The 17,005-nt window shown below is 48.1% G+C and carries 15 protein-coding genes; all 15 read left to right on the top strand.

What is annotated here, in order from left to right; all coding sequences use genetic code 11:
* Positions 1-3 precede the first annotated feature (3 nt).
* A complete protein-coding gene (locus KK083_RS28755) occupies positions 4-768 on the top strand; it encodes an AglZ/HisF2 family acetamidino modification protein (protein WP_254169604.1) in 765 nt (254 codons plus the stop codon).
* Positions 755-1,930 (top strand): N-acetyl sugar amidotransferase, encoded by a 1,176-nt coding sequence (locus tag KK083_RS28760; protein ID WP_254169605.1) that lies wholly within the window; start codon positions 755-757, stop codon positions 1,928-1,930. The genes KK083_RS28755 and KK083_RS28760 overlap by 14 nt, the downstream gene beginning before the upstream one ends.
* A gap of 6 nt (positions 1,931-1,936) precedes the next feature.
* Entirely contained in the window at positions 1,937-3,124 is a 1,188-nt protein-coding gene (locus KK083_RS28765; protein WP_254169606.1) for a glycosyltransferase family protein, read from the top strand.
* Positions 3,125-3,218: 94 nt separating this feature from the next.
* Entirely contained in the window at positions 3,219-4,562 is a 1,344-nt protein-coding gene (locus KK083_RS28770) for an oligosaccharide flippase family protein (RefSeq protein ID WP_254169607.1), read from the top strand.
* Positions 4,559-5,740, top strand: a complete 1,182-nt coding sequence (locus tag KK083_RS28775; protein WP_254169608.1) for a hypothetical protein — start codon at positions 4,559-4,561, stop codon at positions 5,738-5,740. The genes KK083_RS28770 and KK083_RS28775 overlap by 4 nt, the downstream gene beginning before the upstream one ends.
* Positions 5,741-5,883: 143 nt before the next feature.
* The gene (locus KK083_RS28780; RefSeq protein ID WP_254169609.1) at positions 5,884-7,146 is read left to right on the top strand and encodes a hypothetical protein; all 1,263 of its coding nucleotides are present in this window, start codon (positions 5,884-5,886) and stop codon (positions 7,144-7,146) included.
* A gap of 39 nt (positions 7,147-7,185) precedes the next feature.
* Positions 7,186-9,090 (top strand): asparagine synthase (glutamine-hydrolyzing), encoded by a 1,905-nt coding sequence (gene asnB / locus KK083_RS28785; protein ID WP_254169610.1) that lies wholly within the window; start codon positions 7,186-7,188, stop codon positions 9,088-9,090.
* Position 9,091: 1 nt separating this feature from the next.
* Positions 9,092-10,189 carry a glycosyltransferase family 4 protein gene (locus tag KK083_RS28790; RefSeq protein WP_254169611.1) on the top strand — a complete coding sequence of 366 codons (1,098 nt, stop codon included), beginning with the start codon at positions 9,092-9,094 and terminating at the stop codon, positions 10,187-10,189.
* Positions 10,190-10,201: 12 nt separating this feature from the next.
* Positions 10,202-10,489, top strand: coding sequence for a hypothetical protein (locus KK083_RS28795; protein WP_254169612.1), 288 nt, complete (start codon positions 10,202-10,204; stop codon positions 10,487-10,489).
* A 46-nt stretch (positions 10,490-10,535) separates the two neighbouring features.
* Positions 10,536-11,630, top strand: a complete 1,095-nt coding sequence (locus KK083_RS28800; RefSeq protein ID WP_254169613.1) for a glycosyltransferase family 4 protein — start codon at positions 10,536-10,538, stop codon at positions 11,628-11,630.
* Between the two features lie 111 nt (positions 11,631-11,741).
* Positions 11,742-12,566, top strand: coding sequence for a class I SAM-dependent methyltransferase (locus tag KK083_RS28805; protein WP_254169614.1), 825 nt, complete (start codon positions 11,742-11,744; stop codon positions 12,564-12,566).
* Between the two features lie 190 nt (positions 12,567-12,756).
* On the top strand, positions 12,757-14,661 hold the full coding sequence (gene asnB / locus KK083_RS28810; RefSeq protein ID WP_254169615.1) for an asparagine synthase (glutamine-hydrolyzing): 1,905 nt from the start codon (positions 12,757-12,759) through the stop codon (positions 14,659-14,661).
* A complete protein-coding gene (locus tag KK083_RS28815; protein ID WP_254169616.1) occupies positions 14,654-15,874 on the top strand; it encodes an O-antigen ligase family protein in 1,221 nt (406 codons plus the stop codon). The genes asnB (KK083_RS28810) and KK083_RS28815 overlap by 8 nt, the downstream gene beginning before the upstream one ends.
* Positions 15,867-16,802, top strand: coding sequence for a WD40 repeat domain-containing protein (locus KK083_RS28820; RefSeq protein ID WP_254169617.1), 936 nt, complete (start codon positions 15,867-15,869; stop codon positions 16,800-16,802). The genes KK083_RS28815 and KK083_RS28820 overlap by 8 nt, the downstream gene beginning before the upstream one ends.
* Positions 16,803-17,005 (top strand): hypothetical protein (locus tag KK083_RS28825; protein ID WP_254169618.1); only part of this gene is annotated, 203 nt, incomplete at its 3' end.

A 17,005-nucleotide genomic window follows, 5' to 3' on the forward strand; every position in this document is an offset into this window, starting at 1 on the left:
TCTATGGCCCTAAAAAGGATCATGCCCTGTCTTCTGTACACCGGGCAAAACCTGGTGAAAACGGTTAATTTCAAGAACCCTTCGTACATTGGGGATCCGATCAATGCAATTAAAATATACAATGAGAAGGAAGTGGATGAGCTTGTGCTTCTCGATATCAACGCTACGAAAGAGAACCGGCCGATCAACTTTGGAAAGATAGAGCAGTTTGCCAGCGAATGTTTCATGCCATTTTCATACGGAGGGGGTGTGCGCACGCTTGACGATTTTGCGCAGCTGTTCAAGATCGGTGTGGAAAAAGTGATCGTCAACTCTTTGATCTTCGACAATCCTCAGGTTGTCAGGGACGCGGTGAATAAGTACGCTTCTTCCAGCGTAGTAGCCTCCATCGATGTAAAATCCAATTTTCTGGGCAAAAGATCAGTGTTCTCGCATGCTGGCAGGAAAACGGAATACGATCTGCAACGCATGTGTGCCTTTGTGCAGGATGATCTGAAAGTTGGAGAGATCCTTATTACTTCTGTAGACCGAGAGGGAACATGGCAGGGCTATGATTATGACCTGACCCAAAAAGTAGTTGAAATGGCCAGCGTTCCTGTGATCGCCAACGGTGGAGCAGGTGAAATAGATCACATTAAAAAAGTACTGTACCAGAGCGATGCCAACGCGGCGGCGCTGGGCAGCATGGCAGTCTACCAGAAAAAAGGAATGGGGGTTTTGATAAAATTCCCCGCCAGAGAAAATGTTATTATAGATGAGCAAGTTTAAGTTTTTAGAGCATTACGACCGCGAGATACGCGCTTGCAAAAGATGCATTTATGACGAGCGTATTCCCGGTATTTCTTTCGATGAATCCGGAATATGCAACTATTGCCGTCAGTACGAGCACATGATGACGGAGTATCCTACCGGTGAAAAAGGTATGGCCATACTCCAGGATTATGTGGATCAGATGAAGCGCGATGGGAAGGGCAAAGCATATGACGTGGTGATCGGTGTAAGTGGTGGCTGTGATTCTTCATACATGTGTTACCTGGCAAAAGAAGTGTTCGGCCTCAGGGTGCTGGCGGCGCATTTTGACAATACATACAACTCTAAAATTGCTGTCGAGAACATCCATACCGTACTGGAAAAACTGGAGATAGATCTCTATACCCATGTGGTTGACGCAGATGAATATCAGCGCATCTATAAGTCTTTCTTTTTAGCTTCAGTGCCTGAGATCGATATCCCTACTGACCTGGCGCTGGCCGTTGTACACTATATGGCAGCCGCCAAATACGGGATCAAGCATATCTGGGAAGGCCATTCGTTCCGCACCGAAGGCATCTCTCCTCCGGGCTGGTTCTATATGGACGCCAAATATGTTAAAACAGTTCACCGCAAATTTGGCGACGGTAAGATTAAAACATTGCCGATGCTCTGGATGAGTCATTGGCTCAAATGGATAGTGGTTAACAAGATCAAAAAATTCAGGCCACTATACTATTATGATTATGTGAAGGAGAACGCCAAGAAGTTCCTTTCAAGCGAATATGGCTGGCAATGGTATGGCGGCCATCACATGGAGAACCGCACCGCATACTTCGCAAACAACTATTACCTGCCGCGAAAATTCGGGATCGACCTGAGGTATTCCGAGTTCTCTGCACTGATCAGGTCAGGACAGCTTACCCGCGAAGAGGCGCTGGTGAAAATAAAAGAACAGAAACCGTTTGATCAGGATATCCTCGACGAGATCAAGCGCAGGGTGGGCTTTACCGACGATGAGTTTGAGCGCATCATGAAAGCCACCCCCAGGCACTTTACTGATTACACAACATATAAGCAGACCTTTGAAAGAATGGCTCCACTCTTTTATCTCCTCTATAAGTCGGGATATGTCACCAAGAGCTTTTATGTTAAGTATTGCCTTACAAAAGATTCATAATCAAAAATGAAAACCGCGTTGCGTAAGGGTAAAGTTGCCTTGCTGGGTAACATGAATAATATTTTGTTTAACCTTACCCGGTATCTGCGGGATGAAGGGTATGATGCGCACCTGTTTATTTTTCCCAGTGAACCCGCGCACTTTCATCCTCAGGCAGACACCTTCGACGCCGGATACACGGAGTATGTGCACCGGTTAACGTGGGGCAATCCTTTTGACCTGATGACCACGCCGGTGTCGACGATCAAAAAGGACCTCGATGGATTTACCCGGTTCATTGCTTGTGGTACCGGCCCGGCCTATCTTGCCAAGGCAGGCATCACCGTAGACCTGCTGGCACCCTATGGATCTGATCTTTACGAGCTACCCTTTTTTAAACTTGTAAGGCCGACGAAACTTCTGCATTATCTGATCTTCACATTTTACCAGAAGATGGGGATCCGTGAAGCGAGGAATTTGACCGTGGCCGATAATGCCGATCTTTTTACCAGAACATTAGCGAAGCTCAGGTTTAAAGGGAAGCGCCTGATGTCGGGGCTTCCGTTTGTGTATACGCAGCAATACGCGCCAGATAAGATAAAAGACAATAGCGCTAACAGCCAGCACTATGCTTCTTTTAAGAAAATACGGGACGCGCATGATCTGGTGATCATCCACAATTCGCGGCACTGCTGGAAAAACGAACCTGATCCCATTTCTTTAAAAGATAACGATAAGCTTTTCCGTGGGCTGGCTATTGTATTGACGAGAAGACCCGGCGTAAAGATCGCGATCGTTACTTTTGAGTATGGCCATGACGTTGAAGCTTCAAAAGCGCTCTGCCGTGAGCTGGGCATTGAAAAACATGTCTTCTGGTTCCCGCTCATGCCCCGTAAAGAACTTATGCTGGGGATGTCGTTATCCGACGTGGTGGCGGGAGAATTCAGGAACAGCTGGTTTACCTATGGCGTGGTATTCGAAGCCATGGCCCTGGCAAAGCCAGTGATGCACTACCGCGAGGATTCGCTTTATAAGGAGATGGAGTTGTACCCCATGATCTACGCAAAAGAGACAGAGGATATAGTAGCTGCGCTGACCGCTGCCATCGATGACAAAACCAAACTCGAAAATATCGGGAAGGAAGCAAAAGACTGGTATGAGCGGAACATCACAAAACAATCGCTCAGAGACGTTGCTGAGATCCTCGATCGCTGACAAAGACATGTTTGGGCAGGAGCTTTCGGCCGAAGCATCTGGAAGTCAAAATTTTTTGTTCCCGTTAACGTTGAAAGCTTAACCGAATACCTGGGTGCTGAAGGATATAATCTATCGGATAAAAAATAACCGCCTGCTGGTAAAGGGGCTGGTCGATACCAATTATTATTTTCTGGCGCAGCTGTCGTCTAAAGTTATTGGCATCCTGGTTATTCCCATCGTAGCCAGGTTGTGCTCCATTGAAGAATTTGCATATTACGACCTGTTCATGCTGGTCTCCAGCTTCCTTTCACTGGTGGCAACCCTTGGCATCGATTCCGGAATTGCAATTAAGATCGTTGAAAATAAAGATGATCAGAAAATGCAGGCGTCCCTGCTGGTCACCGCGTTGTTCGTGAACACGGCAATCCTGCTCCTGCTGTGGGCTATCGGCGTAGGGGTGAGTTATGCCGATGTCATTTCTTCATCCAGTTATCCGCTGATGTTCATCCACGGATTGTTCATTTATACGATCATATACCAGTATAATTATAACATTTTCAGTTTTGTGCGGTGGGTAGGAAAAGCAAAAGAGGCTGCCTGGATAAATTTTTCAACCTATTTTCTGGGTATAGTGCTCGGCTTTGTGCTGTTGCTGATAAAAAAAGAGATCGGTTATTATATCGCCGGTATTATTATAGGAAACCTCATTGGCACACTGCTCAGCACATACATCGTCAGAGACTATCTTTTTAGGCTACGGGCCAGGCTGGAGCCCGCGCACCTGAAAGACCTGATGGTGCTATCTTTACCTTACCTGCCTACTTATCTGAGCAACTATGCCATGCAATTCGTCGACCGTCTGCTGGTGACCAGTGCATTTGGCATGGAAGGCCTGGGCTTGTACGCCATCGTGAACAGGCTTGCGCAGATCCCGGTCTTTTTTATACAGATGGTCGCCAACGGGTTTCAGCCGGTGATCTTTTCAAACTACGAAAATGAGAAAGGCCAGGCGTTGGCCAGAATGATCTTTAATGTGTTCTGGATCGCCCTCATCCCAGCCACAGCTGCCATAAGCTTTTTCAGTAACGATCTGCTGCTGCTTTTTGGAGGCGAGAAATACCTTGCGGCCGAAAAGCTCCTACCCTACATCATCGTGTCTACGTTTATGCTGGGAAGCTTCTATCTTTTTGGGTTCGGTTATTCGCTGAAAAGAAAGACGCTGTACGTAACGTTCATTACCCTGGCCGTTGTGGGCATGATCTACCTGCTTAGCGTTTACTTTATTAAATTGACCGGTATCAACGGCGTTGCGCAAGCAACTTTTATCGCCACTACCCTTGGAGCAATGGTATATGTGTGGGGTTCTGAAAAAATGTACGCGTTTGGCTTTCAGCTTAAGTGGATGTTTCTGGCGATGCTCGCGAGTACGATGATATTAATATTTGTAAGCTTATGACAACCGCCCTGGATCTTGCCATGGTAAAATTGAGCCGAAAATCCGTAAGATGGCGCTTTAACAGAGGGTTATTGGTGACGGCGATCTTATGGACAAGTTTCTGCACGCAGGCGCAGGAGAGCCTGTTGAGATCTGAGCTGAAGATCGATACAACTACTTTTATCAGGATCTGGAACAAGAGCAACGACTCAAAAACGGTCAGCTTTTCGATCAACGACAGGCATTTTTTTGTCCAGTATTCAGACATTCTGAAACGGGCGATCCCAGAACCGGTATCTGGCGAAGATTCTGTTAAAATGATCTGGGATTTCACCGCCCGGCACAGTTATCATTATTACCCCATGACACCCTATGTGTGGATGCATGATCCGTTGACATTCTTTAATTCTGCGGGTTTTGGTTTTTGTGACGACGCGGCTACCATCAATGAGCTGTTGTGGAAATTTATGGGGTACGACGCCCGTACGTGGTGGCTAGACGGCCATGTGGTGTCAGAGGTCTATCAGGGAGAGAAATGGAAAATGCTGGACTCTGATCTGGGATGTTATTATTTGAACGACTCTTTGATGATCGCTTCTGTCGAAGAGGTGCTGGAGGCTCCGCGGCTGGTGATGGAAAGGCGCAATGAAATTCCAGTAAGGGTACATGAAGTGAATTATAAGGAAGCAGACTGGAAATTCCTCAGTGAAATTTTTAGCCAGCGATCGGGCTATCCGGATTTTACGCCACTGGATTCCGTGTTGACATCAAAATCGGTGCAGTTCGAGCTTCCGGCCAGGAGCAGTCTGTTGATAGGTGATAAGATCGAACCACAATTTCTGACGGATGTGATCCAGGGAAGGATCCACCAGGTAAAGACATTTTCAAATATTGTTCTGGACGTGCCGTATGCCAAACAGTGGCGGGTAGAACTGCCGCTGATCATTCAGGGAATAAAGGGCACCGGTACAATAACCATCAATGATGAATCGTATCGGATCGGCGACCCCGAGTTGGATTTGAAGCTACGTACCCGCACCGATTTTATTCATTCCCTGTACATAGAAGAGGCGAGAGATCTGAAGATCATTTTTTTATTTAACAGACGGATATTCGATCTTGCGGAAACGAATGAACTAAAAGTATATGGCGAAGACCTGAAGGGTGTCAGGATAAAGAATACCAAAAGAAGATCATAGTGGCTCCCGATATATCTTCATCAACTCCTCTTAAAGCAAGCACAAAATGGGCATTGTTTTTCCTGACGTGCCTCACCGTCGTCATCCATGTGGCTGTTTATCACGAATTGTCGATAGTCTTTTCATTCTTCGTGCTTTATTGGATGGGCATACGGCTACTGAGGTGGCTCGCGCCTGAAACCATCCCTTTCTTCAGATATTCTTATCTCCTCAACGTTTTCTTTGCCATAGTCTTTACACAGGCGTTCCTGCTCGAGCACGGTGATCCTTTCACGGGTATGGGAGACGATTTTACGATCCACCAGATTGCCATCGACAATAAGAACGGTATCGAGTCCTATAAAGACGGGCTTGCGTGGAGCGGGTTGAATTATAAAGCGTACATAACAGCCCTGTCCCTCTGGCTGAAAGTACTGAACCTCGCTGGGTTCAGCTCGGACTATTTTTTGAATCTGATCATTCTCAACAGCTGGATGGGCGCTTTTGTATCGCCCGTTATTTATTTGATTTTTAAAAAGTTTACTACTGATGAGAACAGCAGCACCATCGCCTGGATCACGCTGCTGTATCCGCTGTCTATTTATTATTCGGCCACGATCATCCGCGATATCGTTGTGACCCTTTTTTTTTCGATCGGTGTGCTTGTCATGCTTACCCGCTTCCGGTCGAAATTATTGAAATTCCTGTTGCTTTCTTTTTGTGTGTTTGTGCTGTATCACATCCGCGAGGCCTCCGGATTTTTTCTGTTCATCTTTCTTATTACACATTACGTTCTGAGGAAAACCGGTGGCTCACTCCGGTACGTCATCAGGGCCTCGATTCTGGCGGTCCTTATGTTTGTATTTTCAATTCTGCTCACGGCTCTTTCAATGAGGCCGCCAAAAGAGCTTCCGCCGATGACACACTTTATGGCTTATCTCAGCCATCGTATTCACTTCTATAACGATGCCGCCATTTCACAGGCCACCGAGTCGCTGGGTGCCGAGATCAGAAAGTCAGGAAATCCGGTGCTGCTGGTCCTTAGCTTGCCGCACCTGTTCTTCAGCCCTGTGCCACCGCGGTTCTTTTTCGGCATGACCACCAGCAACATATTTCTCGGGATCGGCAACCTTGTCTGGTACTTTTTTGGTTTCTTTTACCTGTTCAGTTTTATTAATCTGCCCAGTCGCGGTGAAGTGAACAGTTTCTGGTGGGCGGCGTTGATCACGGCCTTCGCCGCATTACTGATCATCAACTTTACATCAGGCGATGTGCGCCATTTTTCATTTATACACCCCGTGCTGATCGGATTCGCCTTCATTTTTATTAAAAACAATAAAGCAGCGTTCGGATACCTCATGAAAACGTTTTTGCTTTTCGCGCTGATAATAGTCCTGGCTTACACAGCCCTAAAATTGGTTAATTGACAGGTTGTTGTAATTTTGCGGGGCTTAAACTCCATCAATATGTGCGGAATAGCGGGATTTGTAGATTTCAATAACAAATCCAATGAAAAGACCATCCAGAGCATGATACAGCCGATTCATCATCGCGGCCCCGATGACACCGGCTCCTATCTCTACAACGATTTCAAAGGTTCCATCGGGTTTGGTCATAAAAGATTATCGATCATCGATATCTCGTCTGGCGGCCATCAGCCCATGCACTACGAGCAATACACCATCGTGTTCAATGGTGAGATGTATAACTACAAATCTGTTCGCAGTGAGCTGGAGAAGGAAGGTTATACATTCGATTCCGCATCAGACACCGCGGTCATTCTCCGGGCTTTCCATAAATGGGGCGTTCAGGCCGTTCACAAATTCATCGGCATGTTCAGCTTCGCCATCCTGGACCGGAAGACCAATCAGCTTTATATATTCCGCGATCGGGCTGGTGTAAAGCCGCTTTACTATTACCATCAGAAAGGTCATTTGCTATTTGCATCCGAGCTCAAGGCGTTTTATGACCATCCCGCATTTGTCAAAGAGCTTGACCACGATGCACTCGTGGAATATTTCTTATATGGATACATCCTGGCGCCGCATACCGTTTTCAAAAATACCTACAAGCTGAGACCAGGTCACTTTCTTGAAGTGAACCTCGAAACACAAAAGGTGAGGGAAGAGAAATACTGGGATATCGTTGATCACTTCAAAAAACCCAAGCTCAAGATCTCGGAGACCGAAGCGATCGAAGAAACGGAAAAACTGCTCACCTCTGCCTTCGAATACCGAATGGTGTCGGATGTGCCCGTTGGCATCTTCCTCAGTGGTGGGTACGATAGCTCAACCGTTGCGGCCATTCTTCAGAAAGGACGCACCGAAAAGCTGAAGACCTTTACCATCGGTTTTCACCTCGATGGATTTAATGAGGCCGTCTACGCCAAAGATGTGGCAAACTATCTGGGCACCGATCATACTGAATTGTATTGCACGGAAGCCGAAGCGGAGGGGATTTTTCCCGAGCTGCCATTCTACTACGATGAGCCCTTTGCCGACTCTTCGGCTATACCCACTATCCTGGTAAGCCGCCTGGCCCGTAAAAAGGTCACTGTAGCACTGTCGGCAGATGGAGGCGACGAGCTTTTTGGCGGATACCGAAAGCATCATTCAGTGCTTCGCGCCCTGTCGCGGCTTCAGCGTGTTCCAAGCTTCATGCGCAAGCCCATCGGATCGGTCGTCGACCTGTTCCCGCCCCGGTATATACCGTTCCTAAACAAGACTTACAGGTTCGATCACTTTTATCACTCGGTGGCCGACCTGTTCAAAGGTGGTGTCTATCCTGACCAGATTCTGCGCCTCACCTCTCATCACATCAACCGGCGCGGCATCGATAAGCTGTTCAAAAATTCCGTAAAGGAATTGCCCACCAACTTTACGCATACGCGCGATATCGAGTTTGCCGACCCACTGGATCCGGCCCTGGCCGTAGATTATAAAACGTACATGGTAGACGACATCCTTGTGAAAGTCGACCGCGCCACCATGTCTGTGTCGCTGGAGGGAAGAGAGCCATTTCTCGATCACCGTATAGCAGAGTTCGTGTCGCAACTTCCTTCTTCGCTGAAGATCCGCAACGGTGAAAAGAAATATCTTCTCAAGCAGGTTACGCACAAATACATCCCCAAAAAAATGATGGATCGCCCTAAAATGGGCTTTGGCATTCCTGTAGAGCACTGGTTCAGAAAAGACCTCAAAGACACCCTGCTGTTCTACCTCGATGATGAGAAGATCCGCAAGCAGGGACTGTTCGATGTGGGGTATTTGCAGCAGGTCAAGAAGCGGTATTTTTCAGGTATCAATGAAGATTTCGAGTTCATTTGGGCAATGATCGTGTTCCAGATGTGGTTTGATCGTTGGATGAAATAGAATGAAAGTTGCCTTACTGATCGATAACCTGAACTCCGGCGGCGCACAACGACAGATCGTTAATCTTGCCATCGGCCTGAAAGCAGAAGGCGCTGACGTCACAGTGATCACCTATACGTTGGGAGAGCATTTTCAGGATGAGCTCAGGCACCATCAGATCGACCTTTCAGCGATAGCGCGCCCTTCAAAGTTCAAAACTTTCCTCGGTGTTTTCAGCGAAATAAAACGACTGCAGCCTGATGTAGTCTGTGCTTACATGTTTGTGCCGAGCCTGATGGCCCTGTTGACCAAGATCTTTTTCTGGCGACCGAAAGTTTTCGTCTCAGAACGTTTTATCGAGCACCTCATGACGGATTGGGCCAAACCTTACTGCCGGGCACTATATCCACTGGCTGCAGGTATCATTGCCAACTCCCAAACGCAGGCAGAAATATTAAAGAAAAAATTGCCGATGCTCCGGGCCAGGATCCGGCACATCCCGAATTGTGTTGATACCGACACCTTCAAACCTGCCCACGAACTGGCAATCAGCCCGGGCACACTCAAAATGATCGGCGTAGGGCGGCTCACGGAGTACAAAAATGTAAAAGTGCTGATCGAAGCCGTTAGGATGCTCCACTTTGATAGGAAGCTTCCCGTTTCTATGAAGTGGGTCGGCCGTGAATATGAAGAGCGGGGTGTCGAAAATACTTACTATGTTGAATGCGTAAACGCCGTTAATGAGAAGGGCCTCTCCGGAATTTGGACGTGGGAAGGACAGCAAAAAGGTCTCGCGGAACTGTACAGGACATCAGACGTGTTGGTGCACCCCTCGTACGGCGAGGGTTTCCCCAATGTTGTATGTGAAGCCCTGGCCACCGGCACACCTGTCATTGCAAGCAATGTGATCGATCATCCTATGATCATCCAGGAGGGACATAATGGGTTCCTTTTTGATCCGCACAATGCTCAAGAACTGGCTGACAAGATCACTACATTTTTCAAAATGCCGCCGGCAACAAGACTGGCGATGAAAGAAAATAGCAGGCTCACGGCCACCCGTTATTTTTCAAGGGAAGTGATGATAGGTTCTTACCTGGAATTTTTTAGAAAAGCTTAAAATACCGAGCCTATGCAACTGATGAGCCTGCTTTTCGACCGGAGCCTTCAAAAGAATTACACGCAATCGAACGATCAGCTGGTGTGCAACGGAAAGACAATCCCGGTTGTCAATGAGATTTCCGGGTTGGTAGAGAATGACAATGACGCATCGGCTTTTGGCGCGCAATGGAAAGCTTACCGCCAGACCCAACTTGACTCTTATACAGGTCACTCAATCATGGAAAATCGAATGGCTCGGTGTTTTGGAGAGGGGTTTGATAAGCTCACGGCAAGGTGGCGCTGGAAGGTTTACCGATGACGGAAACGGGGTGGAAGCCCCATGTATGAAACCCTGAGATGCAAGTATGGTGAAAAAAAAGAAAGTGCTTTTTGTCGGAGCCTTCAACAATACAACGCAAAATACAGGCGGGCAGTTGTTTGCCTGTCTGAGCCTGGTCAACAGCAGACTTTCTGAGGAGATATCGTGGCGGTTGATCGACTCCACGGCCACCACCAACCAACAGAGAAGTTTTTTCGACCGCACTTTCAATGCCGCGAAAAGAGTCTTCAGGTTTGTTCTGTCGCTGTTTACTTTCAATCCTCATACCACACTGATCTTTTTTGCCGACGGCGCTTCCTTCATCGAAAAAGGAATCATGGCCCTCATCGCCAAATTATTTTTTAAGCGGGTGGTGGTATGCCCCAGGGCGGGCCCGCTGATTGATGATATTCCTGCAAGCGCATTTTGGAGAAAGTTCACCCGGTTGGTCTTCAGCGTGTCTGATGTGGTAGTATGTCAGAGTGATACCTGGAAAACGTTCTTCGGAGCGCATATCGGCTTCGAGGCAAGTGGAAAATATGTGGTGATCCGGAACTGGATCAATGCCGAGCCTTACACAGAGAATTTCAAACGCCGGCAGCAGCGGGCAAGCGTAAAGCCTTTAAAAGTGTTATTCCTTGGCTGGATCATCAAAGACAAAGGCATATTCGAATTGCTGGAAGCTTTCAGCAACATGAAGGCTTCCGAAGTGCAGTTGTGGGTTGCCGGCGATGGGCAGGAAATGCAGGCGGCAAAAAAACGCGCTGCTGAATTGAATATTGAAAATACCGTACAGTTCTTCGGCTGGGCTTTCAGCGGCAAAAAAATGGAGCTGTTGCGAGACGCGGATATTTTCGTATTGCCGTCATACGCCGAAGGGATGCCGAACGCTTTGCTCGAGGCGATGGCTTCCGGCTTGCCATCAATAGCCACGAGGGTCGGGGGCATCCCAGATGTGATCCATGATGGAAGCAACGGCTTTCTGGTCGAATCCAAAGATGCTGCGGCCCTGTCTGAAAAGATCAGACTTTTGGCTGAAAATGAAAGCCTGAGGAGACAGTTTTCACATGCTGCCCACTCGTGGATACAGGAAAAGCACAGCCTCCAGGCTGCTATAACCGCTTTTGACAAGATACTTTAGGCGTTTTTAAAAAAAATCTGGAGAAACGAAAACGTCAGGTTATCTTTGTAGCGGTTTAAAAGAGCTGCATCTATCTACTTCTGCGGAAAGCAGAACCTTAAGCGTCATCAAATGCTAACGACAGACAAGAACCATCCAAAGCAATTAGTAGCGGATTTCTGGAATGAGGCTTCCTGTGGGGAGAATCTTTATTTTAAAGGTGAAAATCTTCAGGAGAAATTCAACAATCAATTGAAAACCAGGTACGCGTTGGAGCCCTATATCATTCCTTTTGCCGGTTTTGCCGAGAGCAAGGGGAAAAAAGTGCTGGAAGTTGGTGTGGGGCTCGGAGCAGATCATCAGATGTTCGCCGAAAACGGTGCTATCCTTCACGGCTGTGATCTCACTGAACGAGCGATCGGGCTTACCCGTCAGAGACTTGAGATCTTTGGCTTACGCTCCGAATTGCAAGTTGCCGATGCGGAAAACCTGCCGTATGCCGATGATACGTTTGACAAGGTATACTCATGGGGAGTTATTCATCACAGCCCGGATACCCCAAAAGCGGCAAGTGAGATCCATAGGGTATTGAAAGAAAAAGGAAAAGCAAAAATTATGATCTACCATAAAAAATCGATGGTGGGATACATGCTTTGGCTCAGGTATGGATTGATGCGGTTCAGGCCGTTCACATCGTTGGAGACTATCTATTCAAGATACCTGGAAAGTCCAGGCACCAAAGCGTACACGACAAAAGAGGCCAAAAAAATGTTCTCTATGTTTAAAGACGTGTCTATCCGTACGGAGCTCTCGCATGGTGACCTGCTTTCTTCAGGGGCAGGACAACGACACCAGGGTGTACTTTTGAAGATCGCCCGGAAGCTGTATCCGCGAACCGTCATCAGAAGATTTTTTCCAACCCATGGGCTTTTTATGCTCATTGACCTAACAAAATAGCCGCCATCCAACAGGCCCGCTTCCGTTTGCCGAGATCTTCGAAAATGAGAAAAAGCAAACGTGCCGGCCGCATAACTGGCCATTTAATAGTACTTTTGCAGCTTGCTAAACAACATGGCGGCTATAAGCTGCGTTTGTGCAGCAACAGCAGCGGGCCAGCAAAGCAAGCCCCCGGTAAAACCCAACTATCATGTGCGGAATTGCAGGATATATCTCATATGCTCCTCTGAAAGACCTCAGGCTCTCTGAACGAATGCATCACCGTGGGCCCGATGCCGACGGGATCTTTAAAGACGATTTTGTTCAGCTGGAACATAAGCGGTTGTCCATCATCGATCTTTCAGAACGGGCCAACCAGCCCATGTTCTCTGAAGATGGCAACTATGTCATCGTCTTCAACGGTGAGATCTACAATCACCTGGAGATCCGGAAAGAGCTTATCGCGAAAGGTTATAACTTCAGGTCTACTTCCGATACAGAATCGCTGCTGTATGGCTATGTCGAATACGGTGAGAAGATCCTGAGCCGCCTTAACGGGATCTTTGCTTTCGCTCTCTACAACCGGAAAAAGAAAGAAGTTATACTGGCGCGCGATCAGTACGGCATCAAGCCACTGTACTTCTATCACAAAGACAATGTGTTTCTGTTCAGCTCGGAAATAAAATCGTTTCTGTCATACAAGCAGTTCGATAGGGCCGTGAACTACGATGCCATTGTAAACTACCTTCAGTACCTGTACTGTCCCGGGCCTATCACGCCTTTCAAATTTGTTCGCCGGTTAGATCCGGGGCATTCAATGAAGATCAGGCTCGGCGCTGATAAATTTACGGTCGATCCCCCCGCCAGGTATTACCAGATCCCTTTCACGGGATCGTATCGTGAGATGTCGGAGTCAGCGTGGGTTGACGAGCTCGAGCAAAGTCTCCTGATGGCCGTTGAACGCCAGCTCCTCAGCGATGCGCCGCTGGGGTTCTTCCTCTCCGGAGGTCTCGATTCGAGCCTCATCGTGGCCATGGCCGCCAAAGTGATGAAGCACTCTGATTTCAACTGCTTCACCATATCCACCGGCAGCGATATGGCCGAAGAAGGACTTTCAGACGACCTTCACTATGCGCAGCAGGTGGCGAAGGCTATTGGCTGCAAGCTGAACATCATTGAAGCAAAGCCCGAGATCCTGAAAGATTTTGATAAAGTGATCTGGCACCTTGACGAGCCACAGGCCGACCCTGCTGCCATTCACGTGTACAACATCAGCAAAGGCGCGCGCGAAAAAGATATCAAGGTGATGCTGGGCGGTACGGCTGGCGACGATCTGTTCTCCGGCTATCGCAGGCACATGGCCCTGAGGTATGATCCGCTGTTCGACCTGATACCGTCTGTGATCCGTAAAAAAGCTACCAGCGCCGTGCTGGCCATCAGGTCAGAATCGCCGTGGGTGCGAAGGGCCAAACGGCTTTCAACCGCCATGCGTCTGGAAGGCAGGCAAAGGCTGGTGGAGCATTTCTCATGGCATCCGCTGAACAAAGTGATGCACCTGTTCAATCCTGAGGTGGCAGAGTCCATTGACCATAGCGGCATCTCCGCTAACTACTACCTGAAATTGCTCAGGGAGATCCCCGATGAACATAACAAGCTGAACCAGATGCTTTACCTGGAGCTGAAAACGTTCCTGATCAATCATAACCTCAACTATACGGATAAGATGAGCATGGCAGCGGGTGTTGAAGCACGCGTTCCATACCTTGACGTAGACCTGGTCAACCTCAGCACCACCATACCACCTTCGCTAAAGATGAAGGGTAATAACACAAAATACCTGTTGAAGCGCGTGGCCGAGCGTTACCTGCCGCATGAAGTGATCTACCGGTCTAAAGCAGGTTTTGCCGCCCCTATCCGCAAGTGGATCAAGACAGATATGCGGCCCATGATCAATGAAAGATTGTCGGTAGAAGCGCTACATAAAAGAAAGATCTTCTCCTCAACGGCTATCGATCAGATCATCGCCGAAAATGACTCGGGCCGGTCAGACAACGCCTACCTTTTACTGGCCCTGTTATCTGTTGAAAGTTGGATGAATCAATTTGTTGATGCCTGAGATCATGCAACCTGACTTGTCGGAAGTAAAGATGGATCTGTGGGTGCGTCGCGTGGCGTCGCTGCTTCCCCTGCTGATCGCTTTTACCATGCCGATGCCGGTCAAGCTCAATTCGTTCAGCATTTTGCTGAATACGTTCGTCTTCCTGGTGATCGGCATCAAGTACCGGATCCTGGATTTCGGGTTTACAAAAACGGGACTCTTTCGCGCCATGACCTGGCTGTTCTTTATTCTGGTTGTAGGGCTCATCCATACCGAAGACCTGCGCCTGGGTAAGTTTGAGCTCGAAAAGAATTTTACATTGCTGGTCTTTCCTTTTCTGATCTATCAATGGAAGACCTTTCATGTGAAAATTGAAAAATTGCTGTGGGCATTCATCATCGGATGTGTGCTGGTGACATGTTATGGTTTTTTCTACTGTTATTTTCTGCTCGAAGGTGAGTTGAGAACGTATGCTTTCGACCTGGGTCACTCCTATTACACCCGGTTTATTTCCATTCATCCTACTTACCTGGCGGTGTACTTTGCCGTGATCTTTTTCTACCTCCTGCAGTTCTATTCAGCGCATACTCAGAAAATGAGTGGCTGGTCAAAAGTGGGTATCGTTTCTTTGCTGGCATACGCCGTTTTTATGCTGCTTTTCCTTCGTTCAAGGATAGCGCTTTTTACATGGTGCCTGCTGCTGGTGATCTACCTGCTCCGCGGCCGCAGCAGAAGCGCCCAGGTGATCGTCACGGCCGCGCTGCTTCTTTTGTTGCTGTTGCTCTCGTTCGATAACACTTACTTTTCATCCATCGATTACTGGAGCAGAAATACATCAGATGCTTTGCAGGAACGGTTTGGTGTTTGGAACGGTGCCTGGGAAGGCGCGCGCATGTCTCCCTTCATTGGGGCAGGCACCGGATCGGCGCAGTACCTGATCGATGAAGGATACCTGAAGACAGGCTTTGACTGGGGTCTCGATTATGAGTTCAATGCCCACAATCAGTTTTTGCAATTCCTCTGTCAGAACGGGATCGTGGAACTGGTATCGTTTTTTGTGCTGCTTTTCGTCCTGTTCAGGCCGGCCGTCAACCGCAAGAATGCTACCTTCTTCATGTTCATGCTGATGACCTGTTTTGCCATGATCACAGAGTCTATTCTCTATGTGCAGAAGGGCATCATTTTCTTTTATTTTTTCAGTTGTGTGTTTTATTACCTGGACCATGAATAAGTTGTTGCTGCTGATCCTGGTATTGAACGTCTGCCGCGTGGGCGATGCCTGCGCACAGAGAACCTTGTACAGCGAGGAGCTTTCCATAAAAACGCTCCGTGAAAGCGCTTCCGGTGAATACCTCGGCCGCACACACCTCGATGCCTATCAGCTTGTGATCTTTACAAAAGACTCAACCTGGAGCATGAATATAGGCTCTGAGAACGGTGGTATCAAATGTTTTGATTTTCATCCTGTGAAACCGTTGATCGCCATCGGTTCGTACAGCGGCGCCGTTGAGCTTTGGGATTTCAGGGAAAAGATCCTTTTATGGTCGCATACCGTGCACGACAAACAGGTCAACGATGTTAAATTCTCACCTGTTGATGATTTCGTTGCAACCTGCGGGGCCGACGGAAAGATCAGGTTCCTTCGCACCGATAGCGGCGATCCCATTAAAGAATATAAGCTCCCGTCGCCCGTCAATTCGATCGAGTTTCATCCCGTACACAAAAATGTTTTTGCAACCGGCGATCACGAAGGAAATATAGTCGTGTGGAAGACCGACGCTGAAAAAGCGACCCGCACCATCAAGGCACATACGAGCTACGTGTTCGACCTTGAATTCAGCAGCGATGGAGAAAAGCTCCTCTCCGCCAGCCACGACCACACCATCAAAACGTGGCAGTTCAGCACAGGCACACTGCTGCATACGTCAGAAGGTCACTCCAAAACAGTGTACTCCATCAGCATCAGCCCCGATGGAAAAACATTTGCCAGCGGAGGATTTGATAGGGAGATCGGAATATGGAATTTGCAAACCGGTGGGAATATAAAATTTCTCTCAGGTCATAAGGATTATGTCAATGTAGTCCATTTTACACTTGAGGGCCATTTGCTGAGCGGAAGCCGCGATGGCACCCTGAGGATATGGGATAACACCAAATAAATGAAGCAGATCATACAGAATTTAAAAAGCGGCGAAACGATCCTTGAAAACGTTCCGGCGCCGGTGGTGAAAAAAGGTCACGTGCTCATCAGAACGCACCGCACACTCGTTTCGCTCGGAACGGAACGTATGCTGGTGGAGTTTGGCAAAGCGAACCTTTTGGCGAAAGCCCGCCAGCAGCCCGAACGTGTGAAGATGGTGCT

The organism is Chryseosolibacter histidinae (genome assembly GCF_018598225.1).
Taxonomy (GTDB): domain Bacteria; phylum Bacteroidota; class Bacteroidia; order Cytophagales; family Cyclobacteriaceae; genus Chryseosolibacter; species Chryseosolibacter histidini.